Below are 22001 nucleotides of genomic sequence, written 5' to 3'. Positions count from 1 at the left end.
GGTACCTCGATTTATTCCGCGGCAGCGAGCGCGCCGCCGTCCATGAAAGCAGGAAACCACGATTCATGCGCCTCGCGCAACTGTTCAACCGGAAGCGTTAACAGCCCATCGACGACGAGTGCGTCACCGCCAACCGTACCAAGGCGACGGAAGGGTACGCCGGCGCTTTCCGCGTTGATGCAGACGAAATCGGCGACATCGGCCGGAACGGCGATGACGTAACGGGCCTGATCCTCGCCGAACAGGGCTGCATGCGGCAATGTCTTGCATTCGCCAAGATCGATCCGCAGGCCCTTGCCTGAAGCCATCGCCATTTCCGCCAGAGCGAGCGCCAGACCGCCGGACGAGATGTCGTGACAGGCGGTGACCTGACCGTTGCGGATGGCGGAGCGCACAAAATCGCCGTTGCGGCGTTCGGCAAAGAGATCGACTTCCGGAGCAGGGCCATCCGTCGAGCCGACGATATCGCGAAGATAGATCGACGAGCCGAGATGGCTGCCGTCGAGGCCGATCATCAGCACGCGGTCGCCTTCGGAGGCTGAGCCGATGCGGGCCATCGCTTTCCAGTCCGGAAGGAGACCGACGCCGGCGATGGTCGGGGTCGGCAGGATCGCGACGCCATTGGTTTCGTTGTAAAGCGAGACATTGCCGGAGACGATCGGGAAATCCAGCGCGCGGCAGGCTTCGCCGATGCCTTTGATGGCGCCGACGAACTGGCCCATGATCTCAGGCTTTTCCGGATTGCCGAAGTTCAGGTTGTCGGTCGCAGCCAGCGGCTCGGCGCCGGTTGCCGTAATGTTGCGCCAGCATTCGGCGACGGCCTGCTTGCCGCCTTCGAACGGATCGGCTTCGACATAACGCGGTGTGACGTCGGACGAGAAAGCGAGAGCCTTGGTCGGATGGCCTTCGACGCGGACGACGCCGGCGTCGCCGCCGGGAAGCTGCAGAGAGTTACCCTGGATCAGCGTATCGTACTGCTCGTAGACCCAGCGGCGGCTGGACTGGTTGGCGGAGCCAACGAGTTTCAGCAGAGCCTGCGCGTAGTCTTCCGGCGCGGCAACGAGGTCGGCCGGCAGGGCGGCGCGCTTGTCTGACTCGCGCCACGGCCGATCATATTCCGGGGCCTGGTCGCCGAGATCCTTGATCGGCAGGTTGGCGACTTCCTCGCCATGATGGATGACCCGGAAGCGCAGGTCGTCCGTCGTCTTGCCGACGATCGCGAAATCCAGGCCCCACTTGACGAAGATCGCCTTGGCGATGGCTTCCTTTTCCGGCTGCAGCACCATGAGCATGCGCTCCTGGCTTTCCGACAGCATCATTTCATAGGCCGTCATCCGCTCTTCGCGCACCGGCACCTTGTCGAGATCGAGCTCGATGCCAAGGTCGCCCTTGGCGCCCATTTCGACGGCGGAGCAGGTGAGGCCGGCGGCACCCATGTCCTGGATGGCGATGACGGCGCCCGTCTGCATCAGTTCCAGGCAGGCTTCCAGCAGGCACTTTTCGGTGAAGGGATCGCCGACCTGAACGGTCGGACGCTTTTCTTCGATCGATTCGTCGAATTCAGCCGACGCCATGGTCGCGCCGCCGACGCCATCGCGACCGGTCTTGGCGCCGAGATAGACGACCGGCAGGCCGACGCCCTTGGCTTCAGACAGGAAGATGGCGTTCGACTTGGCGAGGCCCGCCGCGAAGGCGTTGACCAGGATATTGCCGTTATAGCGCGCATCGAACTCGACTTCGCCGCCCACAGTCGGAACGCCGAAGGAATTACCATAGCCACCAACGCCGGCAACGACGCCGGAGACGAGGTGGCGGGTCTTCGGATGATCCGGCTCGCCAAAGCGCAGGGCGTTCATGGCAGCAACCGGCCGGGCGCCCATGGTGAAGACGTCGCGCAGAATGCCGCCGACGCCGGTCGCAGCACCCTGATAGGGTTCGATATAGGAGGGGTGGTTGTGGCTCTCCATCTTGAAGACGACGCAATCGCCATCGTCGATGTCGACCACGCCGGCATTCTCGCCCGGGCCCTGAATGACGCGCGGTCCCTTGGTCGGCAGAGTGCGGAGCCACTTTTTGGAGGATTTGTACGAGCAGTGCTCGTTCCACATGGCGGAGAAGATGCCAAGCTCGGTGAAGGAAGGCTCGCGGCCGATCAGATCCAGGATGCGCTGATATTCATCCGGCTTGAGGCCGTGAGCAGCAATCAGTTCGGGGGTGATCTGGATCGAATTGGAAATGGTCATGGGCGCTCGAGTGTCCTTGCCTGTAAAGGATTTGAAGACCGGTCAGGGATCGGGGTCTCTTTAGCGCAAGTCTCCCTGTCGTGCGACAGGAAAATCACCGGCGTTCACAACACGCCGGCGTAGATGCAACGAAAATCAAGCGCGCGGCCATAGGAGACCGCCTCGCGCGGTTAGAATTTATAGCCAACCATGATACCGGCGCGCGTCATGCCGCCATTGGGCCCATCGCAAAGATTGGCATGCGAGGAGTGCGCGATCTGCGCCATTACGTTCCAATGGCTGTCGAAATTATAACCGAGGCCGGCATATTCGTGGAAGAGCAGACGGCAGCCGAGCATCGGACCGTGCTCTCGCCAGTCGTCCAAGTTACCCGTGTGCACCGTGCCGCCGAAGCCGAGTTCGGTGAAGATGCCGTTGCTATGGGTTAGCGTCCAGGAAAGGCCACCATAGACCTGCGTCGCGGAGCCTGACGTGCCGATCGATGTGCCTACGTGGATACGCGGATGCGTCAGCTGATCCTTCCAATCTGCTGTCGGATTATAGCCGAACGGATTGAAAAGTACCTGGACATCCGGGAAGACACCGCTTTCATGCTCGTTGCCGTTCTGGATGGAGCCGCTCGCGCCGAAACGCAATTCGTCGAAAATCTTGACTGGAGCGGCGGGAGTAGCTGCCACCGTATCTGCAGCGGTTGCGGCCGATTGACCTGCAACAAATACCGAACTGATTACCAGAAAACTCGAAACTAAACGCTTGCTGAAAAAGCTTGCAATAGCCATGCACTCCCCCTGGTGTGGCGGGCGAATCCTCATTTTTCATTGATAGAATGGTAGCGTGCTAAGAGTCGAGACGGCGAAATCGCATTTGCGCAAGATGTACGTCGATAAATTGATAAGGCTTGCTTAAATGTGACTATCGTATCCCGATGAGCCGTTTTCCAACAACCTGCGTAATGTCATGAAGCCGGCCGCAACATCTTCTCGCTGTGGGGGCGACGAAAAGGCGACACGGACCCTGTGGAAAACCCGTTCGATTCGCGCCGCCTTGAACTCGTCTTCGTCATCTATCAACACACCCTCGGTCAGGGCGGCGTTCTTGAAGGTGCCTGACAGCCAGGGTTCGGGCAGCTTCAGCCACAGGAAGGGCAGATGCGGATGCGAATTGAATTCAAAGCCCGCCAATGCCACGCGCGCCAGCTGTTCGCGGGCCTTGATTTCTTCGACCGCCTTGCGACGCAATTCCAATGCGTGACCACCAAGGACGAGCCGCGCGCAGGTTTCGGCAAGAATGAAGGGCAGGCCGCCGGTCGTCATCTTATGGGTGACTTTGATGCGTTGGGCGAAATGCGGCGGGCAGGCGACCCAGCCACCGCGCACGCCAGCGGTCACCGATTTCGAAAGGCTGCTGACGACAAAAGTTCGCTCCGGCGCAATGGTGGCCATAAGCGGGTTCTGGTCGCCGGTCATGCCGCCATAGAGATCGTCCTCGATCAGCCAGACACTATGTCGGCGCGCAATGGCGGCAATCGCGCGGCGTCTTGCCTCGGGCATTGTCACCAGGGTGGGATTATGGGCTGTCGGCATCAGGAAGGCGAGGCGAGGATGCTGCTGCTGACACAGGCGCTCGAAATCCTCGGGGATCATGCCATGCTCGTCCGAATCCACCAGGATCGTGCGGCGTCCGAGCAGGCGTGCGGCGCGGCTGATCTGCGTATAGGTGAGATTCTCGAAGACGATCTTGTCCCCCGGGGAGGTAACGGCCGAAATGACGGCAATGGCGCCGGCATGGGCGCCGAGCGTCGGCACGATTGTCTCGATTGCCGGCTGCCAGCCGTTGCGGGCAAGCCAGATCTGTCCTGCCTCAAACCAGCTCGCCGGGAAATTCCTTGAATAGGAGGAGATCTCCGTCTGGTGCTCACTGCTGATGTCGGCGAAGAGCTTGCCGATGATCACACCCTGGCCGATATCGGGAGCGGCGGTCGTATCGAAGCGGATCTTGGCATCCGGCGTGTTCAGACCGCGCGTGCCGGCAAGCGCCTGCGTGATCGGATCCACGAGTTCGATCTGTTTGCCGTTCGAGCGCTCTAGCACATAGGTGCCGCGGCCGACTTCGCCGGCGACCAGACCGCGTTCATGCACAAGGGCATAGGCCCTGCTCACAGTGCCGATGGTCACGCCGATATCATAGGCGAGATTGCGCTGCGGCGGCAGCTTGGTGCCGGGCGGCAAGACGCCATGGGTAATCGCGTGTTCGATGGCGTCGGCGACGCGGATATAGACCGGGCCGGTTCCGCTGGAAATGTCAGGAAGCCAATTTGTCATAATGACAATTTCTTAGATTGTCCCTGTCGTCGAGTCAAGAGTATGAGCCAATTTGCATCGTTTGGCTCGATGCATCGAAATTGTCACCATCATGTGGAAATGAAGATGAGTACAATGGCTACAATCTGTTCGACCGAAGCGGGAGCCCCCTGCGCGGCGGGCGTGGGAATTAGAGCGGCGCAGCCAAGGCCGCATATGTTGCGCCGGCTCTGGACGTCCTATTGGGATTGGCTGGAGAAGCGCGAGGGACGGCGTGTTCTAAGAGATCTGACCGATGATCAGTTACACGACATCGGCCTGACGCGTCGCGAGGCGGCAAAGGAAGTCAGTAAGTCATTCTTCTGGGATTGAGTGGGCTGAGCCGCATATCAGGCATCGAGCTGTCCGGCGTCTAATTGAGACCCAGAACGGAATGAACGAAATCGGCGCGTTCCTCGACGTCGATTTTCGGCAGGACATGGACGTCGTAGCCGAGCGTGGGATAGGCGGCGGTTAGCCGGTCATACTCTGCAACCGCCGCCGCAAGATTGTGTCTCCGCTCGCGATCGCCAACATAGATTTCCGGCCATGGCGGCGTCAGGAAGACATGTCGGTTGTAGCGGTGCAATTGACCGAGCGAAGCCAGGGCCAGTTCGCCCGTCAAATGTTCGAGCGCCGAAGCGGCATCGATCAATCCTCTGTCGAAAAAGACCAAGCCGGATAATTGCGCCGCTTTCTCGCGGTCAGTCAGCGACATGGCGATCGCCCGACGGGCAAATGCCGGCGCATCGACCCATGGCAGGGCCGATCCGTCGCCTTCCAATTCCTCGATGACGATGCGGCGGCCCGGCTCCTCGACGACGTGGTGACCACGTCGCTTGAGCGCCTCCAGCAACGTCGATTTGCCGCCGCCGGAGCAGCCCGAAAGAATGATAAATTTGTCCATGACAATGATCCCTGATCATAAGAGGGCACGTCATGCGTTGGCTGCGAGGTTTCCGCATGAAGCGGAAAGCCTCGGGTCATCAGCCTAGCTGCAAGCTTTCGAGCCCCCAGCCCAGCGATTGACGTCGCCCGTGATGCGGCCGCCGGAGGCGCCTGACATCATCGGACCGAAGGCCTGCAGCTGTGCGGGATTGCCTTCCGCCTGCACGACGAGCGATGGCCGGCCGGTCGGATGCTTCTTGTCGACCACGAGGATACGTGGGCGACCGGTGAAGGAGTTGAGCTCCGGAGCGAGCTGATAACTCGCGAAAGCCGGGTCCGAAGACTTGAACCAGCAGGTATTGGCATTGAGCATGATGCGCTCCATCGTCGACAGGGCGCTGTGATCGGTCGCAGTGATGCTCGGCGGACGCGGGCCGCAAGAGGTGACCAACAGCCCAAGCATCGCAATGGCAGCGGCGGAATAAAGTCCTGTCAGGAGGCGAGGGCGCATCAATCTCTTTCCAATGAAGCGGTTAGGGCTGGTCTGCTAATGTGTACCGGGCCGCTTTCCGGCGCCCTGCTGTTCTATGCAAAGACGCCGATTTTATGGTTCCGATAGTGGATCGGCCGTTATCAGGCTGCGACCACCCCAAGCGCGGAGGCGAAGAGGCCGCGGCCATCGCTACCGCCATGGGCTGCCTCGATCAGGTTCTCCGGATGCGGCATCATACCGAGCACATTGCCCTTGGCGTTCATGACGCCGGCAATGTCATTGACGGAGCCGTTGGGGTTCGTGCCTTCGGCATAGCGGAAGACCACCTGACCGTTGTCTTCGATCGCCTTCAGTGTCTCGGCATCGGCAAAATAGTTGCCATCGTGATGCGCGACCGGGCTGCGGATGACCTGGCCCTTGGCATAGGCGGCCGTGAAGTCCGTCTCGGCATTGACGACTTCCAGCTTCACTTCACGGCAGACGAATTTCAGCGAGGCGTTGCGCATCAGCGCGCCCGGCAGCATGCCGGCTTCCAGAAGGATCTGGAAACCGTTGCAAACGCCCAAAACCTTGACGCCCTTGTCGGCCTTGTCCTTGATCGCCTGCATGATCGGCATGCGGGCCGCAATCGCGCCGCAGCGCAGATAATCGCCGTAGGAGAAGCCGCCGGGAATGACGATCAGGTCGACATCCGGAATCTCGGTCTCCGTCTGCCAGACCGTTACGGGCGCCTGGCCGGAAATCTTGGTCAGCGCCGCGATCATGTCGCGATCACGATTGAGGCCTGGAAGTTGGACGACTGCTGATTTCATGATGCTGGTCCCGCAATAGGCAAAGGGATAATCGCTGGAAGTGCTTCGCGAGCCATACTCCATTGCCTCAGACAAAGGAAGAATGGCTCGCGAAAGAGGACAATCAGTCGATCGAAATGCTGAAGTTCTCGATGACCGTATTGGCGAGAAGCTTTTCGCACATGGCCTTGAGATCGGCTTCCGCCTTGTTCTTGTCGGTGCCTTCAAGCTCGAGATCGAAGACCTTGCCCTGGCGGACCTGATGGACGCCGTCAAAGCCGAGTGCGCCGAGCGCGCCTTCGATTGCCTTGCCCTGCGGATCGAGAACGCCGTTCTTCAGCGTGACGGTTACACGAGCCTTGATCACGATTGTCCTTTCTGAACTTACTTGACGAGAACCGGGCCCGTGCCGCGCACGGGTTCGTTTTCATTGATGATGCCGAGGCGGCGAGCCACTTCGGAATAGGCTTCGAGCAGGCCGCCCATGTCGCGACGGAAGCGGTCCTTGTCCATCTTTTCCCGGGTTTCGATATCCCAGAGACGGCAAGAGTCCGGCGAGATTTCGTCGGCAAGGATGATGCGCATCATGTCGCCTTCGAAAAGGCGGCCGCATTCGATCTTGAAGTCGACGAGCTGGATGCCGACGCCGAGGAAAAGACCGGTCATGAAGTCGTTGACGCGGATGGCAAGCGCCATGATGTCATCCAGCTCGGCCGGGTTGGCCCAGCCGAAGGCGGTGATGTGCTCTTCGGAAACCATCGGGTCTTCAAGCGCGTCGGACTTGTAGTAGAACTCGATGATCGAACGCGGCAGAACCACGCCTTCCTCGATGCCGAGGCGCTTGGCGAGCGAGCCGGCGGCAACGTTGCGCACGACGATCTCGAGCGGAATCATCTCCACTTCCTTGATCAGCTGCTCGCGCATGTTGAGGCGGCGGATGAAATGGGTGGGAATGCCGATCTTGTTCAGATGGCTGAAGATATACTCGCAGATGCGATTGTTCAGAACACCCTTGCCATCGATGACTTCGTGCTTCTTCTTGTTGAAGGCGGTGGCGTCGTCCTTGAAGAATTGGATCAGCGTGCCCGGCTCAGGCCCCTCGTAAAGGATCTTGGCCTTGCCCTCGTAAATACGGCGGCGACGGTTCATTGGTATTGTTCTCTGTCTTTGGCGCTCATGGGACAGCGCAAGTGGATCGTATGTGGGCGTCCCCATAACGGATAAGAAGCGAATTCACAATCCGCCTGCGCCTCCTTCCTCGGAATTCCGGCCTTGGCGGGGTGCCAATGCAAGATTCGGGGTCCAGTCATGGCCTGTTTTACAGGCTTTTATCTGACGATGGAATGAAGGCGCCCGGTACTTCACAGGCTAGTGAGGCGAGGCATGCCTCTGTCCATCATCGTTGATGAATAATACTACGGCTTCAGCTGGCTGAGAAACTTCGAAAAGACCATAGTGCCCTCCGGCCAAGGGCCATGACCGGATTCGGTATTGATATGGCCGGATTCACCGGCATCGATCAGCAGCGAGCCCCAGCTGTTGGCAATATCATCCGCATGTTCGTAGCTGCCGAAGGGATCATTGCGGCTTGCGATCGTGATCGACGGAAATGGCAGGGGATCGCGCGGATAGGGGCCGAACGTCATCAGATGCTTCGGCCGGATGGCCGGATTGGCGACATCGGGCGGCGCGACGAAGAAGGCGCCAGCGACCTTGTTGCGGAAATGCGGGATCGCATGGATCACCGAGGGAACGCCGAGCGAATGCGCGACGAGGACGACGGGCTTGTCCGAGGCATTCACTTCTTCCGCAATGCGGGCCACCCAATCGTCGCGCACGGGCTTCGACCATTCCGCCTGTTCCACGCGCCGTGCGGTCGAGAGCTTCTGCTCCCAGCGCGTCTGCCAGTGGTCGGGGCCGGAATTCGTATAGCCGGGGATGATGAGGATGTTTGCGTCGGAGGCTTTCATGATTTCGCCGATGTGGAAAAGGGGAGGCCAACTGTCAAGGGAAAAAGGCGACAATTGCGGCAAAATTTGCTAGGATTGCCGCTGCCGGTAGCGAATGACGATGTCGGCGCCTCGTTTGCCGCCATCTTGAACCGCCAGCCGAGTACCACGGTTGAGGAGGAGAGCATTATGACGGCCTTTCACGTCATGGCTGGAGCAGACCACACTTTTACGCGCCCCGCCATCCGTAAGATCGGTGTCGCCGATCTCGTCGACGCCCTGAAGATGGGGCTGGACGATTTCAGCGAGAAGCCATCGCATTATGTTTTTCTGTGCCTGATGTATCCGATTGCCGGCATTGCGCTGGCGATCTGGAGCACCGACCAGAATCTGCTGCCATTGCTGTTTCCGCTGATGTCCGGTTTCGCTCTGCTCGGGCCGCTGGCCGCAATCGGCCTCTACGAGATCAGCAGGCGGCGGGAAAAGGGGCTGGATACGTCATGGAGCCATGCGTTCGACGTGCGCTTCTCATCGGCCTTGCCGTCGATCATCGTTGCCGGCCTCATGCTGTTCGGTCTGTTCATCGTCTGGCTCTTCGTGGCGCAGAGCATCTACTTCATCTACTTCGGCGACGGTGTTCCTCCGACGCTTTCATCCTTCGTGTCGAGCGTGCTGACGACGCGCGAGGGCATGGCGATGATGCTTTGGGGCGATCTGATCGGCTTCCTCTTTGCTCTCGTCGCGCTGGTGACAACGGTCGTTACGTTCCAACTGCTGCTGGATCGCGACGTCGGTGTCGTCGCCGCGGTCGATGCGAGCATCCGGGCGACGCTGACCAATCCGGTACCGATCGCGGTCTGGGGCTTGATCGTGACGGCGCTGCTCGTCATCGGCACCATCCCGATCTTTGCCGGGCTGGCGGTCATCATGCCTGTTCTCGGTCACGCATCCTGGCATCTCTATCGCAAGCTGATTGTGACCGGGAACTAGACGAGGCCGGCATTGGCCGAAGCCGTCATCATTGGAACCGCGGCGCGGTTTCTTACGTTGATCCGCATCATCAGGAGATGCGGATCATGGCGCGACTTACGCATATTTTCACTCGTTTCGCGGTTGTTGTTTCGGAATGGACCGGCAAACCGGCCATCTTCGTGCTTGCCCTGTTTTGCGTCGTTCTCTGGGGCGCTACCGGGCCGATTTTCGGTTACTCCGACACATGGCAGCTGGTCATCAACACCAGCACGACGATCGTCACCTTTCTGATGGTTTTCCTGCTCCAGAATGCGCAGACGCGCGATACGAGGGCTATCCAGGCCAAGCTCAATGAACTCATCCTGACCAGTGCCGCCGAGAACCGCTTTGTCGGGATTGAGAATCTTGACGAAGAGGATCTCAAGCACCTCGACCGGCTGGTCGAAAAGGCGGCGAAGCGCGAACCTGAACAACATCAGGGCAAGGCTGGCGAGAGTACCGAGCATGATCGCGCTATCGCGGCCAAATCCGCCGACAAAAGAAAGAGGCGGCGCGTCAGCCGCACCGCCTCAAGCAAAGCGCAATCGAAAGCGGGAAATTCTAACCGAAAACCCGCTTGAAGATCGTATCGACATGCTTGGTGTGATAGCCGAGATCGAACTTTTCACGGATATCTGCTTCCGAAAGGGCGGCTCGTACTTCCTGGTCTGCCAGCAGCTCCTCGAGGAAGTCTTTGCCTTCCTCCCAGACCTTCATGGCATTCCGCTGGACGAGCCGATAGGAATCCTCGCGGGATACGCCGGCCTGGGTCAGTGCCAGCAGCACGCGCTGTGAATGAACAAGCCCGCGGAACTTGTTCAAATTCTTCATCATATTGTCCGGATATACCAGAAGCTTGTCGATGACGCTGGTGATGCGGGCCAGCGCGAAATCGAGCGTGACGGTCGCGTCAGGGCCGATCATGCGTTCGACGGAGGAGTGCGAGATATCGCGCTCGTGCCATAGAGCGACGTTCTCCATGGCCGGGATGGAATAGGAGCGGACCATGCGGGCGAGGCCCGTCAGATTTTCCGTCAGCACCGGATTGCGCTTATGCGGCATAGCGGAAGAACCCTTCTGGCCCGGCGAGAAATATTCCTCGGCTTCCAGAACTTCGGTGCGCTGCAGATGGCGGATTTCGGTGGCGAGACGCTCGATCGAGGAGGCGACGACGCCGAGCGTGGCGAAGAACATCGCATGGCGGTCGCGCGGGATGACCTGGGTGGAGACCGGCTCCGGCTTCAGGCCGAGGGCGGCGGCGACATGTTCCTCGACGCGCGGATCGATGTTGGCAAAGGTGCCGACGGCGCCGGAGATGGCGCAGGTGGCGACTTCCTCCCGGGCTGCGATCAGGCGCTGCTTGCAGCGCTCGAATTCGGCATAGGCGAGCGCCAGTTTCACGCCGAAGGTGGTGGGCTCGGCATGGATGCCATGCGAACGGCCGATGGTGACGGTGTCCTTGTGCTCGAAAGCGCGACGCTTCAGGGCCTCCAGCAGCTTGTCGATATCGGCGATGAGCAGGTCGCTGGCGCGCACGAGCTGGACATTGAAGCAGGTGTCGAGCACGTCCGAGGAGGTCATGCCCTGATGCACGAAGCGGGCGTCGGGACCGACGATTTCGGCCAGGTGCGTCAGGAAGGCGATGACGTCGTGCTTGGTGACGGCTTCGATCTCGTCGATGCGGGCGACGTCGAACGTGGCCTTGCCGCCCTTTTCCCAGATCGTATCCGCTGCCGACTTTGGAATGACGCCGAGCGCGGCTAGCGCGTCACAGGCATGGGCCTCGATCTCGAACCAGATGCGGAACTTGGTTTCGGGAGACCAGATGGCGACCATTTCCGGTCGGGAGTAGCGCGGGATCATAGGCTCAAAGCTTTCTTGGCTAACGGGACAAGGAGAACTCGGCGCCCCCATAACAAAGACGGGCGGTAATCACAATGTTTCATGGGCACAATGTTTAGCGGGACTTCAACGCGCCCGTCGCGCAAGATAGGCCGAAACGGCTGTCAGGCATAGCAGGCCGAATGGCAGAAACAGGGTGAGGCCGAGGACGGCGAACTGGTAGACGGCGCTGGCGCCGGTGAACAGGAACTGGAAGATCCAGATAAGCGAGCCGAATGGCGCGTGCCAGCGCGAATAGAACCAGCGATAGTCCATGGCAAAGAGGAGGGCCGTCATCGCAGCGGTGCCGATGGAGAGGGCCAGAAAGAAGGCGGCAAAACGCGCGCTGGTCGGTCGCTGGCGGGCAAAACGCTGGGTGAGCGGCACGAGGACTGGCCAGGAGAGGGCGCCGCCGAAGAAGTAGACGAGGGTAAGCGCGCCCAGATGGCTGGTCAGAAGACCGTTCCGCACGTAAAGGGCGGCAAGTGCGGATACGGCCATGACAGAGCCCCAGCCGATTGCACCGCAGGCGATTTCAAGACAATGCGAGGCGACGGTCCGTACTCGGCCCGTCGCGATAAAGACATCGGTCGGATTAATTTGATCCAACGCGGCCTCGTTCGGCGGCAGCCCGGAGATCGCCGACCGTCTGACGATAGGCGTCGACCGATTCGCCCTTGAAGATCGCCGAACCGGCAACGAGGACATTGGCGCCGGAAGCGGTGATCAGAGGGGCCGTTTCAACAGAGACGCCGCCATCGACTTCCAGTTCGATCGGACGGTCACCGATCAGGGACTTGGCATTGCGGATTTTATCAGCCATGGCCGGAATGAACTTCTGGCCACCGAAGCCCGGATTGACCGACATGATCAAAATCAGGTCGATATCATCGAGCACATTTTCCAGCACGGAAAGTGGCGTTGCCGGGTTGAGGGTGACGCCGACCTTCTTGCCGAGATGGCGGATCGTCTGCAGCGAACGATGCAGATGCACGCCGGCTTCGGCATGAACCGTGATGCGGTCGCAGCCGGCCTTGGCGAAGGCTTCCAGATAGGGGTCGGCCGGCGAAATCATCAGGTGGCAGTCGAAGGTCGCGGTCGTATAGGGGCGTAGTGCCTTGATGACATCGGCGCCGAAGGAGATGTTCGGCACGAAATGGCCGTCCATGACGTCGAGATGGATCCAGTCGGCACCGGCTTCGGTCACATCCTTGACTTCCTGCCCGAGCTTGGCGAAGTCGGCGGCGAGAATGGAAGGGGCAATACGGATCGGCAAGGTCATGGGTAGCTGAGCTCCAACTGATTATTTCGCGCCTGGATTAGCACCGCTATCGCGGGCAAACAACCGCCAGAACGGCTTACCTCAGTTCGATGGCGTCACCGGCACGAAGCTATTCCCCCGCCACTCCAGCAGGCGATAGGGATTTTCGGTCAATTCGTGGTTCTGCCCGAAGGAGATCGGGCCAATCGCTGTTTGGAAAACTGTCCCCACGAGCTTTTCGGCGACGGGTTTATTGTCCGCCTTGGCGCTGTCCGCTGCCTGGCTGGCGATCTGAGCCGCTGCCGCGGTCGGCAGAGTATAGCCGTCAGGTTCGGTACCGGCCGCACGCATTGCCTGTACCGTGGGCTGAGCTGCCGGCAGGCTGGCATAGTCGGGCAGAGCGATTGCCTGCACACCCTCCAGCAAGGGAAGAGGCTGATCTGCGGCACGCATGGCATCGCCGCCCATCAGGGCCAGCGGAATATTCTCGCTCTTAACGTCGCGCGCGATCACGGCAACATCGCTGCGGTCGCCGCCGATGAAGACGCGTGTCGCACCCGCCTTTTTCAGTCGTCGCACGAGGGCGATCTGTTGATCCTGACCGGGACGATAGGTATCGGTGAAGACCGGTTTTAGCCCCTTTTCCTCGAGCGCATTGCGGATCGCGCCGACCAGTTCGCGACCGTGTATCGTACCGTCATCGATCAGCGCCATCGGTTCCGCGGCCCAATTTTTCAAAATGGTGTCGATCGCCACGGCCGCCTCGGCGCTATCGACCGGCGCGAGGCGAAAGAGCGGCCAGCCATTCTTCAGCGCGTCTTCCATGAGAATGCGCGAGCGTACGGAAACGGTGATGACGGGAATGCCGGCATCCTTGAGGCGCGGCAGCGCGCCTTCCAAGGTCTCCGTGCACAGAAAGCCGATCGCGACTTGTGCTTTGGCGGCTACCAGCGCTTCAGCTGCGGCTCGGCCGCCATCCTCGGTACAAGGCTCGTTGACCACGGTCGCCGTATCCTTTTGGGCCTGGATCGCGAAATTTGCGCCACCGGTTATCTCTGCCCCGAGCGTTGCGAAATTGCCGTCCTGTGGTGCGACCACGCCGATGTGAATTCCTGCGGCATAGCTGCTGCCGGCTGCCGAAAGCAGCGCAAGCAGGAGCGGAAGGCGACGCAGAACGTTCATCGATGGAGTATCCCGGACAATTTTCCTGCCCTATTTATCCGTCTGCGGGGCATCGTCAAAGAAAAAGCAGCAAAATCGCTCTGTTTTCAATAATGCTATTGTAGAAAAGCTAACACCTGACCGTCATATTGAATGTTAGGCAAGCACGACTCAACAAAGGAGACGGTGGTGCTAGACAGGCAACGTATGGACCCGGCGCTTTATCGCGATGCCATGAGCCGCTATGCGGGGCATGTGCAACTGGTGACGACGGCGCTCGGTGCTGAGCGGCGCGGCGTGACGATCACGGCGGCCTGCTCGGTATCGGACAGCCCGGCGACGGTTCTGATCTGCCTCAACAACAGCAACGCCAAGAACGAGATCTTCTTCAAAAGCGGCATTTTCGCCCTAAACTCGCTCGGCGCAGATCATCAAGCCTTGGCCGACGCCTTTTCCGGCAAGACGCAACTGACCGTCGATGAGCGCTTCGCTGCCGGCAAATTCGAGACGCTGGTGACGGGGGCGCCAGTGCTTGCCGATGCTCTTGCCGCCTTCGATTGCCGCGTGATCGAGATCAAGCAGGCCTCCACACACAATATCATCTTAGGCGAGGTGATGGCTCTACGCTATAGCGAACCAAAGCCGGCACTCCTCTATATGAACCGGGGCTATCACGCGCTATAACGCCTGCAAGGGAGTTATCATGGCGGATCAGACAATACTTTCGCTGCCGAGTTCCATCGATGAGACGATGGCGTTGCTCGGTGCCCATGACTATCTGGCCGGTCGCGCGCTCGGCACCGTTTTGTTTCTCGCATTGAAGATGAAGCGGCCGCTCTTTCTGGAGGGCGAAGCCGGTGTCGGCAAGACGGAGATTGCCAAGGTCTTGGCGAAGGCGCTTAACCGGCCGTTGATCCGCCTCCAATGCTATGAAGGTCTGGATGTTTCCTCGGCCGTCTACGAATGGAACTATCCGGCGCAGATGCTGGAAATCCGCCTCGCGGAAGCATCCGGCCTCACCGACCGCGACCGCATCGAGGCCGATATTTTTTCCGAGCGCTATCTGATCCGCCGGCCGGTATTGCAGGCACTGTCCGGTGTCGGCGGGCGTGCACCTGTTTTCCTGATCGACGAGCTTGATCGCACCGACGAGGCTTTCGAGGCATTCCTGCTGGAAGTGCTGTCGGATTTTCAGGTGACTGTGCCGGAACTCGGGACGATCCGGGCAGCAGAGCCGCCTGTCGTCATCATCACCACCAACCGGACGCGCGAAGTGCATGACGCCTTGAAACGACGCTGTCTCTATCATTGGGTCGATTATCCTGAGGCCGAACAGGAGCTTGAGATCATCCGCCGCAAGGTGCCTGGCTGCAATGAAGTGCTCTCGCGCCAGATCGTCGCTTACGTCCAGAAGCTGCGTACGCTCGATCTCTTCAAGAATCCGGGAGTCGCCGAGACGATCGACTGGGCGACCGCTTTAACGGAGCTCGATCGGCTGGCTCTCGATCCGGAGACCGTTTCGGATACGCTCGGCACCTTGCTGAAATATCAGGACGATATCGCCCGCATTCAGGGCGCCGAAGGCAAGCGTGTGTTGGACGAAGTCAAATCCGAACTGCTGGCGGCGGGATGAGCCATGGAGCCGGGTGCAGATGATGGCATCATTGTTGCGCCGTCACCACCCGGTGATGGGCGCCTCGCTGACAATATCGTGCTATTCGGTCGGGTGCTCCGCAGGGCCGGCCTGAAGATCGGTCCTGGGGCGATTGCCGACGCCATAGAAGCGGTCGAGGCCATCGGCATCGGTTCCCGCGAGGAGTTTCATGCTGCCCTCTGTTCCGTTTTCGTCAAGCGGCATGAAGATCTGGTCGTCTTCGACGAGGCGTTCCGGCTGTTCTGGCGCTCGCGCGATCTCGTTGCGAAAATGATCGCGATGATGTCGCCGGTCACACCTGACCATCGCGAGAGGGAGAAGCCGAAACCGGGCGAGAGTCGGGCAAGCGATGCATTATTGAGCGATCGGAGCGACCGGAGCCCGCAGCGCGAGACGCCCGATATCGAGATAGATGCGCGATTTACAAGCTCCGGCAGCGAGGTACTGCGCCGTCTGGATTTCGCGCAGATGTCAGCGGCAGAGATTGTTGTTGCCAAGAAGGAGCTGGAGAAGCTGCAGCTGCCGCTGGATCGTGTGCGCACGCGCCGTTTCGCACCATCTCGCACAGCGGCCAAGGTCGATCCGCGCGCGACAATGCGGTCCGCGCTGCGCACCGGAGGAGCGCTGATCCTGCCGCGTTTCCGAAAGCCGAAGGAAATCCAGCCGCCACTAGTGGTACTCGCGGACATCTCAGGCTCGATGAGCCAATATTCGCGCATCTTCCTGCATTTCCTGCACGTGCTGACCGAGCGCCGCCGGCGTGTGCATACGTTTCTGTTTGGAACGCGCCTGACCAATGTTACCAGAGCGATGCGCCACAAGGACCCGGATCAGGCGCTGGACGAATGCGCGGCAGCTGTGCGCGACTGGTCGGGCGGAACGCGGATCGGCGAGACGCTGAAGGAGTTCAACAGATTATGGGCGCGCCGCGTGCTGGGGCAGGGCGCAGTGGTGCTCTTGATCACCGACGGGCTGGAGCGCGAGGGCGTGGAATTGCTCAGTGCGGAGATGGATCGGCTGCATCGCTCCTGCCGGCGGCTCATCTGGCTCAATCCGCTCTTGCGCTTCGCGGGTTTCGAGGCCCGAGCGCGCGGTGTAAAAGCAATGCTGCCGCATGTTGACGAATTCCGTCCCGTTCACAATCTATTATCTCTAGCCGATCTCGTATCGGCGCTCACCGCCGGCCGCGCGGATTCCTATGATCCGCGACGGTTTCTCGGCAAGCAATGAGGCTCCGATGTCAGATATATCCGAAAGTCTGGATCCGCTCGTGATTGCGGAGGAATGGGTGTCGGCGGGACGCAGCGTGGCCATGGCGACCGTTGTCGATACCTGGGGTTCCGCGCCGCGCCCGTCGGGCAGTCATCTCGTGATCGATGGCGAGGGTAATTTTCACGGATCGGTTTCCGGCGGTTGCGTCGAAGGTGCCGTCATTACCGAGGCACTGGACGTCATCGAAACGGGCAAGTCGCGCATGCTGGAATTCGGTGTCGCCGATGAAACGGCCTGGCGCGTGGGTCTCTCCTGCGGCGGCCGCATCCGCGTCTATGTCGAAAGGCTCGCCTGATGGATCGGCAGATACTGGCGCGCTTGAATGAGATGCGGCGCAGGCGACAGGCGGCGATCCTTGTCACCGATCTCTCCGGAGGCCCGGATCGGCTCATCGTTGAAGGCGATGTGCTGGAAGGCTCACTCGCCGACGCCGCGGCATCGGCATTCCGTTCGGGGAAGTCCGCAGCCCTTGATATCGACGGGCAGAGCCTGTTCTTCAACGTGCATCTGCCACCGCCGCGCCTTGTTATCATCGGCGCCGTGCACATCAGCCAGATTCTCGCGCGAATGGCGGCCCTAGCGGATTTCGATGTGACGATCATCGATCCGCGCACCGCCTTTGCAACGCCGGAGCGCTTCGAAGGCATAGACCTGATCGCCGACTGGCCCATGGATGCGCTGAAAGAGCGGCCGCTCGACAGCTATATGGCGCTGGTCGCCGTGACCCATGATCCCAAGATCGACGACGAGCCGATCATTCAGGCGTTGAAGACGGGCTGTTTTTATGTCGGCGCGCTCGGCAGCCGCAAGACGCATGCCAGCCGGCTGGAACGCTTGAAGCGGGAAGGCGTGGGCGAAGCCGAGCTTGGCCGCATCCATGCGCCGATCGGGCTCCCTATCGGTGCTGCAAGTCCGGCCGAGATCGCCGTCGCCATCCTGGCTGAAATCATCGGCTCGCTTCGCGGGCGGGATGTCTCGTCGCCAAAAGGCGGCCATCCATGATCTTCGGCGAATTTTTGACAATGGAGGCGGAGGGGGCGGTTCTCGCGCATTCCGTTCGGCTGGCGGACGGCGGCTTTTCCAAGGGGCATAAGCTCACCGGCGGAGACATCGAGCGGCTCGCTGCGGCCGGAATTGACCGCGTTATCGCCGCGCGCATCGAACCGGGCGACCTCATGGAAGACGAGGCGGCCGAGCAGCTGGCGCGGGCAGTCGCCCCCGATCATCTGACTTTTTCTGAAGCCGCGACGGGACGGGTGAATGTCCATAGCACCGTCGACGGCCTGTTTGTTGCAAATCGTATAGCGGTCGATCGCGTCAACAATCTCGATCCGGCGATCACCCTTGCCTGTCTTGCAGACCATGTACCTGTTCGAGCAGGCGACATGGTGGCGACCTTCAAGATCATTCCGCTCGCCGTTTCCGGAGTCAAAATCGCTTCAGGTGTCGAAATTTTGCGGCGGATGCCGGTTTTCGAGGTCAAGCCCTTCATGCCGCACGCCATATCGCTTGTCGCCACGGAGCTGCCGTCGCTGAAGGCTTCGGTGATGGACAAGACGGCGCGGATATTATCGCAGCGACTGCAGCCTTCGGGCAGTGTGTTGCAGCGGGAAGAGCGGGTTGCCCATAGAGCAGCCGATGTTGCCGGCGCGATCCGTCGCGCTCTTGCTGCGCAGGACCGGCTGGCGAAACTGGTGATCGTTTTCGGAGCGTCGGCTGTCATCGATGCCGGTGATGTCATTCCGGAGGCGATCCGGCTTGCCGGCGGCGAGGTCATTCAGGTCGGCATGCCAGTCGATCCGGGTAATCTGCTGGTGCTTGGCAGGGTAGACGACATTTATGTCGTCGGGGCGCCGGGATGCGCGCGCAGTCCGAAGGAGAATGGCTTCGACTGGGTGCTGGATCGCATATTAGCCGGCGAACGACCGACTCCGGAGGATATCAGTGCCATGGGCGTTGGAGGGCTGCTCATGGAAATTCAATCACGCCCGCGGCCGCGCGACATAGTCAACAAACCGCCGTCGGAGATCTCGGTTGCCATCGTCCTGCTGGCTGCGGGAAAGGCGAGCCGCATGGGCGAGGGGGGCTCGCACAAGCTTTTGGCGGAATTCGATGGCGTGCCGCTGGTACGCCGGTCGACATCTATCGCCATTGCAAGCGGCATATCGGATATCGTCGTCGTCACGGGGCACCGGCGCAATGAGATCGAAACCGCACTCAATGGTCTCACCGTCGAGGCGGTATTCAATCCGGATTATGGCTCGGGCATGGCCAGTTCGCTGGTTGCAGGTGTCGGCACACGGGCAGCACGTAGGGCCGATGGTGTTCTTGTCATGCTGGCCGATATGCCCGGCGTCACCAGCGATGATCTGAAAGCCCTGATGGCCGCCTTCCGGGAGGCGAACGGCAAGGCGATCGTGCGGGCGGTATCGGGCGGCAAGCGCGGCAATCCCGTCATCCTGCCGCGCTCGGTCTTGAACGCCGTGATGCGGCTGGAGGGCGATGTGGGCGCCCGGCATATCATCGAGACATCGGGCCTTCCGGTTGTCGATGTCGAGATCGGCGAGGCGGCACATCTCGATGTCGATACGCCTGAGGCCGTTGTCGCGGCCGGTGGGACTTTGAAGGGGTAGGGAATGGACAATATCGATATCGAGGAGATGTTTCAGTCGCTCGGGCCGATCACCATCAAACGGATGTTCGGCGGGAAGGGAATTTATCATATGGGGCGAATATTGGCACTCGAGGTCGATGACGAGATTCTCCTGAAAGCGGACGATGCCAGTGCCTCCCAATTTGAGGCCGCCGGCGCGCGACGCTGGGCCTACGAAGGCAAGAAAGGCAAGGCCGTCAACATGCCCTATTGGTCGATACCCGACGACGCGTTCGACGATCCGGATGAAATGGCGCGTTGGGTGCGGCTGGCCTATGAGGCTGCCCTTCGCTCGGATAAATAGGCGTCAGCGGAATTCCGCTTCGCTCAAATGGGCGATCGTTGCCTTGGCGAACTCGGAAAGCTGAGCCGGCAGCTCGCCGCGGCCGAACCAGCCGAAATCGGAGAGCTTGTCCGGCTCCATCAGGCGCGGTTCGCCGGAAAAATCCTTGCAGACGTAGATCAGCGAGATCCAGTGCTGCCGCTCGGCCTCGATGATGACTTCTTGCGTACAGAGATAGTCGATCTTGCCGATGGAGAGGCCGCTTTCCTCTTCCGCTTCGCGAATTGCGGCCTTGGTGGCAGGCTCCATATGATCGACCTTGCCGCCGACGATGCTCCAGCATCCGGCTTCAGGTGCCTTGAGGCGGCGATAGAGCAAAAGCTTGCCGTCCTGCAAGATTGCGAGACCGGTTCCCAGTCCTGGGAAATCGATGCCCGGCTTGCCCAATATTCAAATCCCGAGATTGGACGCAACATCCGGCAAGCCGATCTGCTGCGTGTCTGAGCGGAATCTATCAGGCCTTGGCGTTTGCCACGATGAGCATGAAAGCCGGGATATCATCGCCGAAGCCGACTGGCGTCGGACCGTCATCCTGATCGCGATAACGGTTGCGGCGCTCGCGGTGATCGTCATTGGCAGCAGGAAAGGGCCGGTGGTTGTTGCGAGAACCGTTATGGGATCTGTTATTGTTGTTCTCAGACTTGCGCTCGTTCTTCACGCTTTCGGCCTTTGCTGGTGCTGCTTCGATCGCTACGACGTCATTATCCTCGACGTCGATATCAGATTTATGACTCGAGGCGTTGCGGCCTCCACGGCTGCGATCCCGATCGCGGCCCTTGCCCTTCTGGTCACGGCGGCGAGACGAACGGTTGTCGTCGCTGCTCTCGTCTGCCGGTGGCAGAGCCGAAAGATCGCCGTTCAGCCACTGAACGTCTTCACCAATGAGCTTCTCGATGGCGTCGACATGCTTGGTGTCGCGCTTCGTGACGATGGTGAAGGCGGCGCCGGAGCGGCCGGCGCGACCGGTGCGGCCGATGCGGTGAACATAGTCTTCCGAATGGATCGGAACATCGAAATTGAAGACGTGGCTGACATCGGGAATGTCGAGGCCGCGTGCTGCGACGTCGGAGGCAACGAGCAGCTGCAGGTTTCCATCCTTGAAGTTCTGCAGCATGGTCATGCGCGAGCGCTGATCCATGTCACCATGCAGCGCGCCGGCGGAAAAGCCGTGGCGATCCAGCGAGCGGAAGAGGTCGGAAACGTCCTTCTTGCGATTGCAGAAGATGATAGCGTTCTTCAAATCCGTCTGGGCGCGGATGAGATCGCGCAGCGTGGCGCGTTTCTCGTAATCCTTGCCGTGGGAGGCAACGAAACGCTGTGTCACGGTCTTGGCCGTCGATGCCGGCTTGGCGACTTCAACGCGTTCCGGGTTCTGCAGGAAACGATCGGCTAGCTTCTGGATTTCCGGCGGCATCGTTGCCGAGAAGAACAGGGTCTGACGCGTGAAGGGGATGAGCTTGGCAATGCGCTCGATATCCGGGATGAAGCCCATGTCGAGCATACGGTCGGCTTCGTCAATTACGAAGATCTCGACGGCGCTCATCAGCAGCTTGCCGCGTTCGAAATGATCCAGCAGACGGCCGGGCGTGCAGATCAGCACATCGGCGCCACGCTCCAGCTTACGATCCTGCTCTTCGAAGGAAACGCCGCCGATGAGAAGGGCAATGTTCAGTCGATGGTTCTTGCCGTATTTTTCGAAGTTTTCGGCGACCTGCGCTGCGAGTTCGCGCGTCGGCTCCAGAATAAGCGTCCGCGGCATGCGAGCGCGGGCGCGACCCTTTTCCAGCAGCGTCAGCATCGGCAGTACGAAGGAGGCCGTCTTGCCGGTTCCGGTTTGGGCAATGCCGCAGATGTCACGGCGCTGAAGCGCAAAGGGGATTGCACCGGCCTGGATCGGAGTCGGTGTGGTGTAGCCCGCGTCAGTTACCGCGGAAAGGACTTTTTGGCTCAGGCCAAGGTCAGCAAATGTTGTCAAAGGGAAATCTAATTCCGTCTTGGTTCAGTCGAACACCATGAGTCGACACGCAGGAGCGTGCCGCAATGCAGCGCGACATAGAACCAA

At 60.3% G+C, this 22001-nt stretch carries 25 protein-coding genes; 10 read left to right on the top strand and 15 right to left on the bottom strand.

Annotated elements, in window-relative coordinates; all coding sequences use genetic code 11:
- Positions 1-11: 11 nt before the first annotated feature.
- From purL to AC13RC_RS10215, 3 genes are all read right to left on the bottom strand, one after another.
- Entirely contained in the window at positions 12-2243 is a 2232-nt protein-coding gene (purL, locus tag AC13RC_RS10225; RefSeq protein WP_488557074.1) for a phosphoribosylformylglycinamidine synthase subunit PurL, read from the bottom strand.
- A gap of 170 nt (positions 2244-2413) precedes the next feature.
- Complete coding sequence (locus AC13RC_RS10220; protein WP_233789759.1) at positions 2414-2920, bottom strand: acyloxyacyl hydrolase; 507 nt, start codon at positions 2918-2920, stop codon at positions 2414-2416.
- A gap of 225 nt (positions 2921-3145) precedes the next feature.
- A complete protein-coding gene (locus AC13RC_RS10215) occupies positions 3146-4564 on the bottom strand; it encodes an aminotransferase-like domain-containing protein (RefSeq protein ID WP_113332582.1) in 1419 nt (472 codons plus the stop codon).
- A gap of 105 nt (positions 4565-4669) precedes the next feature.
- On the opposite strand from AC13RC_RS10215, the gene AC13RC_RS10210 reads away from it, so the two are divergent.
- Positions 4670-4915 (top strand): DUF1127 domain-containing protein, encoded by a 246-nt coding sequence (locus AC13RC_RS10210; RefSeq protein ID WP_069613009.1) that lies wholly within the window; start codon positions 4670-4672, stop codon positions 4913-4915.
- A gap of 40 nt (positions 4916-4955) precedes the next feature.
- Here the strand turns inward: AC13RC_RS10210 and AC13RC_RS10205 are convergent, their stop codons facing one another.
- From AC13RC_RS10205 to AC13RC_RS10180, 6 genes are all read right to left on the bottom strand, one after another.
- Positions 4956-5489: an AAA family ATPase gene (locus tag AC13RC_RS10205; RefSeq protein WP_488557073.1), complete on the bottom strand. Its 534-nt coding sequence runs from the start codon at positions 5487-5489 to the stop codon at positions 4956-4958.
- Positions 5490-5573: 84 nt separating this feature from the next.
- Positions 5574-5981, bottom strand: a complete 408-nt coding sequence (locus AC13RC_RS10200) for a hypothetical protein (protein WP_472516979.1) — start codon at positions 5979-5981, stop codon at positions 5574-5576.
- 122 nt (positions 5982-6103) lie between these two features.
- A complete protein-coding gene (purQ, locus tag AC13RC_RS10195; protein ID WP_145317230.1) occupies positions 6104-6775 on the bottom strand; it encodes a phosphoribosylformylglycinamidine synthase subunit PurQ in 672 nt (223 codons plus the stop codon).
- Between the two features lie 103 nt (positions 6776-6878).
- Positions 6879-7121 carry a phosphoribosylformylglycinamidine synthase subunit PurS gene (gene purS / locus AC13RC_RS10190; RefSeq protein ID WP_069613006.1) on the bottom strand — a complete coding sequence of 81 codons (243 nt, stop codon included), beginning with the start codon at positions 7119-7121 and terminating at the stop codon, positions 6879-6881.
- 17 nt (positions 7122-7138) lie between these two features.
- The gene (gene purC, locus AC13RC_RS10185) at positions 7139-7903 is read right to left on the bottom strand and encodes a phosphoribosylaminoimidazolesuccinocarboxamide synthase (RefSeq protein WP_069613005.1); all 765 of its coding nucleotides are present in this window, start codon (positions 7901-7903) and stop codon (positions 7139-7141) included.
- A 266-nt stretch (positions 7904-8169) separates the two neighbouring features.
- Positions 8170-8724 (bottom strand): RBBP9/YdeN family alpha/beta hydrolase, encoded by a 555-nt coding sequence (locus AC13RC_RS10180; RefSeq protein WP_069613004.1) that lies wholly within the window; start codon positions 8722-8724, stop codon positions 8170-8172.
- A gap of 168 nt (positions 8725-8892) precedes the next feature.
- Between AC13RC_RS10180 and AC13RC_RS10175 the strand changes: the two genes are divergently transcribed.
- Together AC13RC_RS10175 and AC13RC_RS10170 are read left to right on the top strand one after the other, a co-directional pair.
- Positions 8893-9693 carry a DUF2189 domain-containing protein gene (locus AC13RC_RS10175; protein ID WP_183811134.1) on the top strand — a complete coding sequence of 267 codons (801 nt, stop codon included), beginning with the start codon at positions 8893-8895 and terminating at the stop codon, positions 9691-9693.
- Positions 9694-9779: 86 nt separating this feature from the next.
- Positions 9780-10295: a low affinity iron permease family protein gene (locus AC13RC_RS10170; protein WP_488557072.1), complete on the top strand. Its 516-nt coding sequence runs from the start codon at positions 9780-9782 to the stop codon at positions 10293-10295.
- Here AC13RC_RS10170 and purB read toward each other — a convergent pair.
- The 4 genes from purB to AC13RC_RS10150 form a co-directional block, all read right to left on the bottom strand.
- The gene (gene purB, locus AC13RC_RS10165) at positions 10276-11577 is read right to left on the bottom strand and encodes an adenylosuccinate lyase (RefSeq protein ID WP_092716414.1); all 1302 of its coding nucleotides are present in this window, start codon (positions 11575-11577) and stop codon (positions 10276-10278) included. The genes AC13RC_RS10170 and purB overlap by 20 nt on opposite strands.
- A 105-nt stretch (positions 11578-11682) precedes the next feature.
- The gene (locus tag AC13RC_RS10160; RefSeq protein WP_152092857.1) at positions 11683-12174 is read right to left on the bottom strand and encodes a hypothetical protein; all 492 of its coding nucleotides are present in this window, start codon (positions 12172-12174) and stop codon (positions 11683-11685) included.
- Positions 12175-12190: 16 nt separating this feature from the next.
- Positions 12191-12877: a ribulose-phosphate 3-epimerase gene (gene rpe / locus AC13RC_RS10155; protein ID WP_113355534.1), complete on the bottom strand. Its 687-nt coding sequence runs from the start codon at positions 12875-12877 to the stop codon at positions 12191-12193.
- 81 nt (positions 12878-12958) lie between these two features.
- On the bottom strand, positions 12959-14038 hold the full coding sequence (locus tag AC13RC_RS10150) for an ABC transporter substrate-binding protein (RefSeq protein ID WP_488557071.1): 1080 nt from the start codon (positions 14036-14038) through the stop codon (positions 12959-12961).
- Positions 14039-14206: 168 nt separating this feature from the next.
- Between AC13RC_RS10150 and AC13RC_RS10145 the strand changes: the two genes are divergently transcribed.
- From AC13RC_RS10145 to AC13RC_RS10115, 7 genes are read left to right on the top strand one after another with little or no spacing between them, the layout of a single operon-like run.
- Positions 14207-14701 (top strand): flavin reductase family protein, encoded by a 495-nt coding sequence (locus AC13RC_RS10145; protein ID WP_113355538.1) that lies wholly within the window; start codon positions 14207-14209, stop codon positions 14699-14701.
- A 19-nt stretch (positions 14702-14720) separates the two neighbouring features.
- Positions 14721-15650, top strand: coding sequence for an AAA family ATPase (locus AC13RC_RS10140; protein ID WP_488557070.1), 930 nt, complete (start codon positions 14721-14723; stop codon positions 15648-15650).
- A gap of 3 nt (positions 15651-15653) precedes the next feature.
- Positions 15654-16901 (top strand): vWA domain-containing protein, encoded by a 1248-nt coding sequence (locus tag AC13RC_RS10135; protein WP_488557069.1) that lies wholly within the window; start codon positions 15654-15656, stop codon positions 16899-16901.
- Positions 16902-16908: 7 nt separating this feature from the next.
- A complete protein-coding gene (locus tag AC13RC_RS10130) occupies positions 16909-17238 on the top strand; it encodes an XdhC family protein (protein ID WP_069613195.1) in 330 nt (109 codons plus the stop codon).
- Positions 17238-17945 carry an XdhC family protein gene (locus tag AC13RC_RS10125; RefSeq protein WP_488557068.1) on the top strand — a complete coding sequence of 236 codons (708 nt, stop codon included), beginning with the start codon at positions 17238-17240 and terminating at the stop codon, positions 17943-17945. The genes AC13RC_RS10130 and AC13RC_RS10125 overlap by 1 nt, the downstream gene beginning before the upstream one ends.
- On the top strand, positions 17942-19576 hold the full coding sequence (locus AC13RC_RS10120) for an NTP transferase domain-containing protein (RefSeq protein ID WP_488557067.1): 1635 nt from the start codon (positions 17942-17944) through the stop codon (positions 19574-19576). Before AC13RC_RS10125 ends, AC13RC_RS10120 begins: the two co-directional genes overlap by 4 nt.
- 3 nt (positions 19577-19579) lie before the next feature.
- Positions 19580-19900 carry a TfoX/Sxy family protein gene (locus AC13RC_RS10115; protein ID WP_069612994.1) on the top strand — a complete coding sequence of 107 codons (321 nt, stop codon included), beginning with the start codon at positions 19580-19582 and terminating at the stop codon, positions 19898-19900.
- 3 nt (positions 19901-19903) lie between these two features.
- Here AC13RC_RS10115 and AC13RC_RS10110 read toward each other — a convergent pair whose 3' ends face one another.
- Positions 19904-20326, bottom strand: coding sequence for an NUDIX domain-containing protein (locus tag AC13RC_RS10110; RefSeq protein WP_488557066.1), 423 nt, complete (start codon positions 20324-20326; stop codon positions 19904-19906).
- Positions 20327-20393: 67 nt separating this feature from the next.
- Positions 20394-21914: a DEAD/DEAH box helicase gene (locus AC13RC_RS10105; protein WP_095434991.1), complete on the bottom strand. Its 1521-nt coding sequence runs from the start codon at positions 21912-21914 to the stop codon at positions 20394-20396.
- Between the last annotated feature and the right edge of the window lie 87 nt (positions 21915-22001).

The organism is Martinezella sp. CNPSo 3890, assembly GCF_057784455.1.
Note: the sequence above shows the minus strand (reverse complement) of the source record. Positions and strands in the feature narration are given on the sequence as shown.

Bases quoted from the DNA above. Each gene is read 5' to 3' on its own strand.
- purQ (WP_145317230.1), bottom strand. From the start codon at position 6,775: ATGAAATCAGCAGTCGTCCAACTTCCAGGCCTCAATCGTGATCGCGAC.
- purL (WP_488557074.1), bottom strand. From the start codon at position 2,243: ATGACCATTTCCAATTCGATCCAGATCACCCCCGAACTGATTGCTGCT.
- AC13RC_RS10210 (WP_069613009.1), top strand. From the start codon at position 4,670: ATGAGTACAATGGCTACAATCTGTTCGACCGAAGCGGGAGCCCCCTGC.
- AC13RC_RS10150 (WP_488557071.1), bottom strand. From the start codon at position 14,038: ATGAACGTTCTGCGTCGCCTTCCGCTCCTGCTTGCGCTGCTTTCGGCA.
- purB (WP_092716414.1), bottom strand. From the start codon at position 11,577: ATGATCCCGCGCTACTCCCGACCGGAAATGGTCGCCATCTGGTCTCCC.
- AC13RC_RS10115 (WP_069612994.1), top strand. From the start codon at position 19,580: ATGGACAATATCGATATCGAGGAGATGTTTCAGTCGCTCGGGCCGATC.
- AC13RC_RS10130 (WP_069613195.1), top strand. From the start codon at position 16,909: ATGTCAGATATATCCGAAAGTCTGGATCCGCTCGTGATTGCGGAGGAA.
- AC13RC_RS10175 (WP_183811134.1), top strand. From the start codon at position 8,893: ATGACGGCCTTTCACGTCATGGCTGGAGCAGACCACACTTTTACGCGC.
- AC13RC_RS10140 (WP_488557070.1), top strand. From the start codon at position 14,721: ATGGCGGATCAGACAATACTTTCGCTGCCGAGTTCCATCGATGAGACG.
- AC13RC_RS10200 (WP_472516979.1), bottom strand. From the start codon at position 5,981: ATGCGCCCTCGCCTCCTGACAGGACTTTATTCCGCCGCTGCCATTGCG.
- AC13RC_RS10120 (WP_488557067.1), top strand. From the start codon at position 17,942: ATGATCTTCGGCGAATTTTTGACAATGGAGGCGGAGGGGGCGGTTCTC.
- purC (WP_069613005.1), bottom strand. From the start codon at position 7,903: ATGAACCGTCGCCGCCGTATTTACGAGGGCAAGGCCAAGATCCTTTAC.
- AC13RC_RS10180 (WP_069613004.1), bottom strand. From the start codon at position 8,724: ATGAAAGCCTCCGACGCAAACATCCTCATCATCCCCGGCTATACGAAT.
- rpe (WP_113355534.1), bottom strand. From the start codon at position 12,877: ATGACCTTGCCGATCCGTATTGCCCCTTCCATTCTCGCCGCCGACTTC.
- AC13RC_RS10205 (WP_488557073.1), bottom strand. From the start codon at position 5,489: ATGGACAAATTTATCATTCTTTCGGGCTGCTCCGGCGGCGGCAAATCG.
- AC13RC_RS10170 (WP_488557072.1), top strand. From the start codon at position 9,780: ATGGCGCGACTTACGCATATTTTCACTCGTTTCGCGGTTGTTGTTTCG.
- AC13RC_RS10125 (WP_488557068.1), top strand. From the start codon at position 17,238: ATGGATCGGCAGATACTGGCGCGCTTGAATGAGATGCGGCGCAGGCGA.
- AC13RC_RS10215 (WP_113332582.1), bottom strand. From the start codon at position 4,564: ATGACAAATTGGCTTCCTGACATTTCCAGCGGAACCGGCCCGGTCTAT.
- AC13RC_RS10135 (WP_488557069.1), top strand. From the start codon at position 15,654: ATGGAGCCGGGTGCAGATGATGGCATCATTGTTGCGCCGTCACCACCC.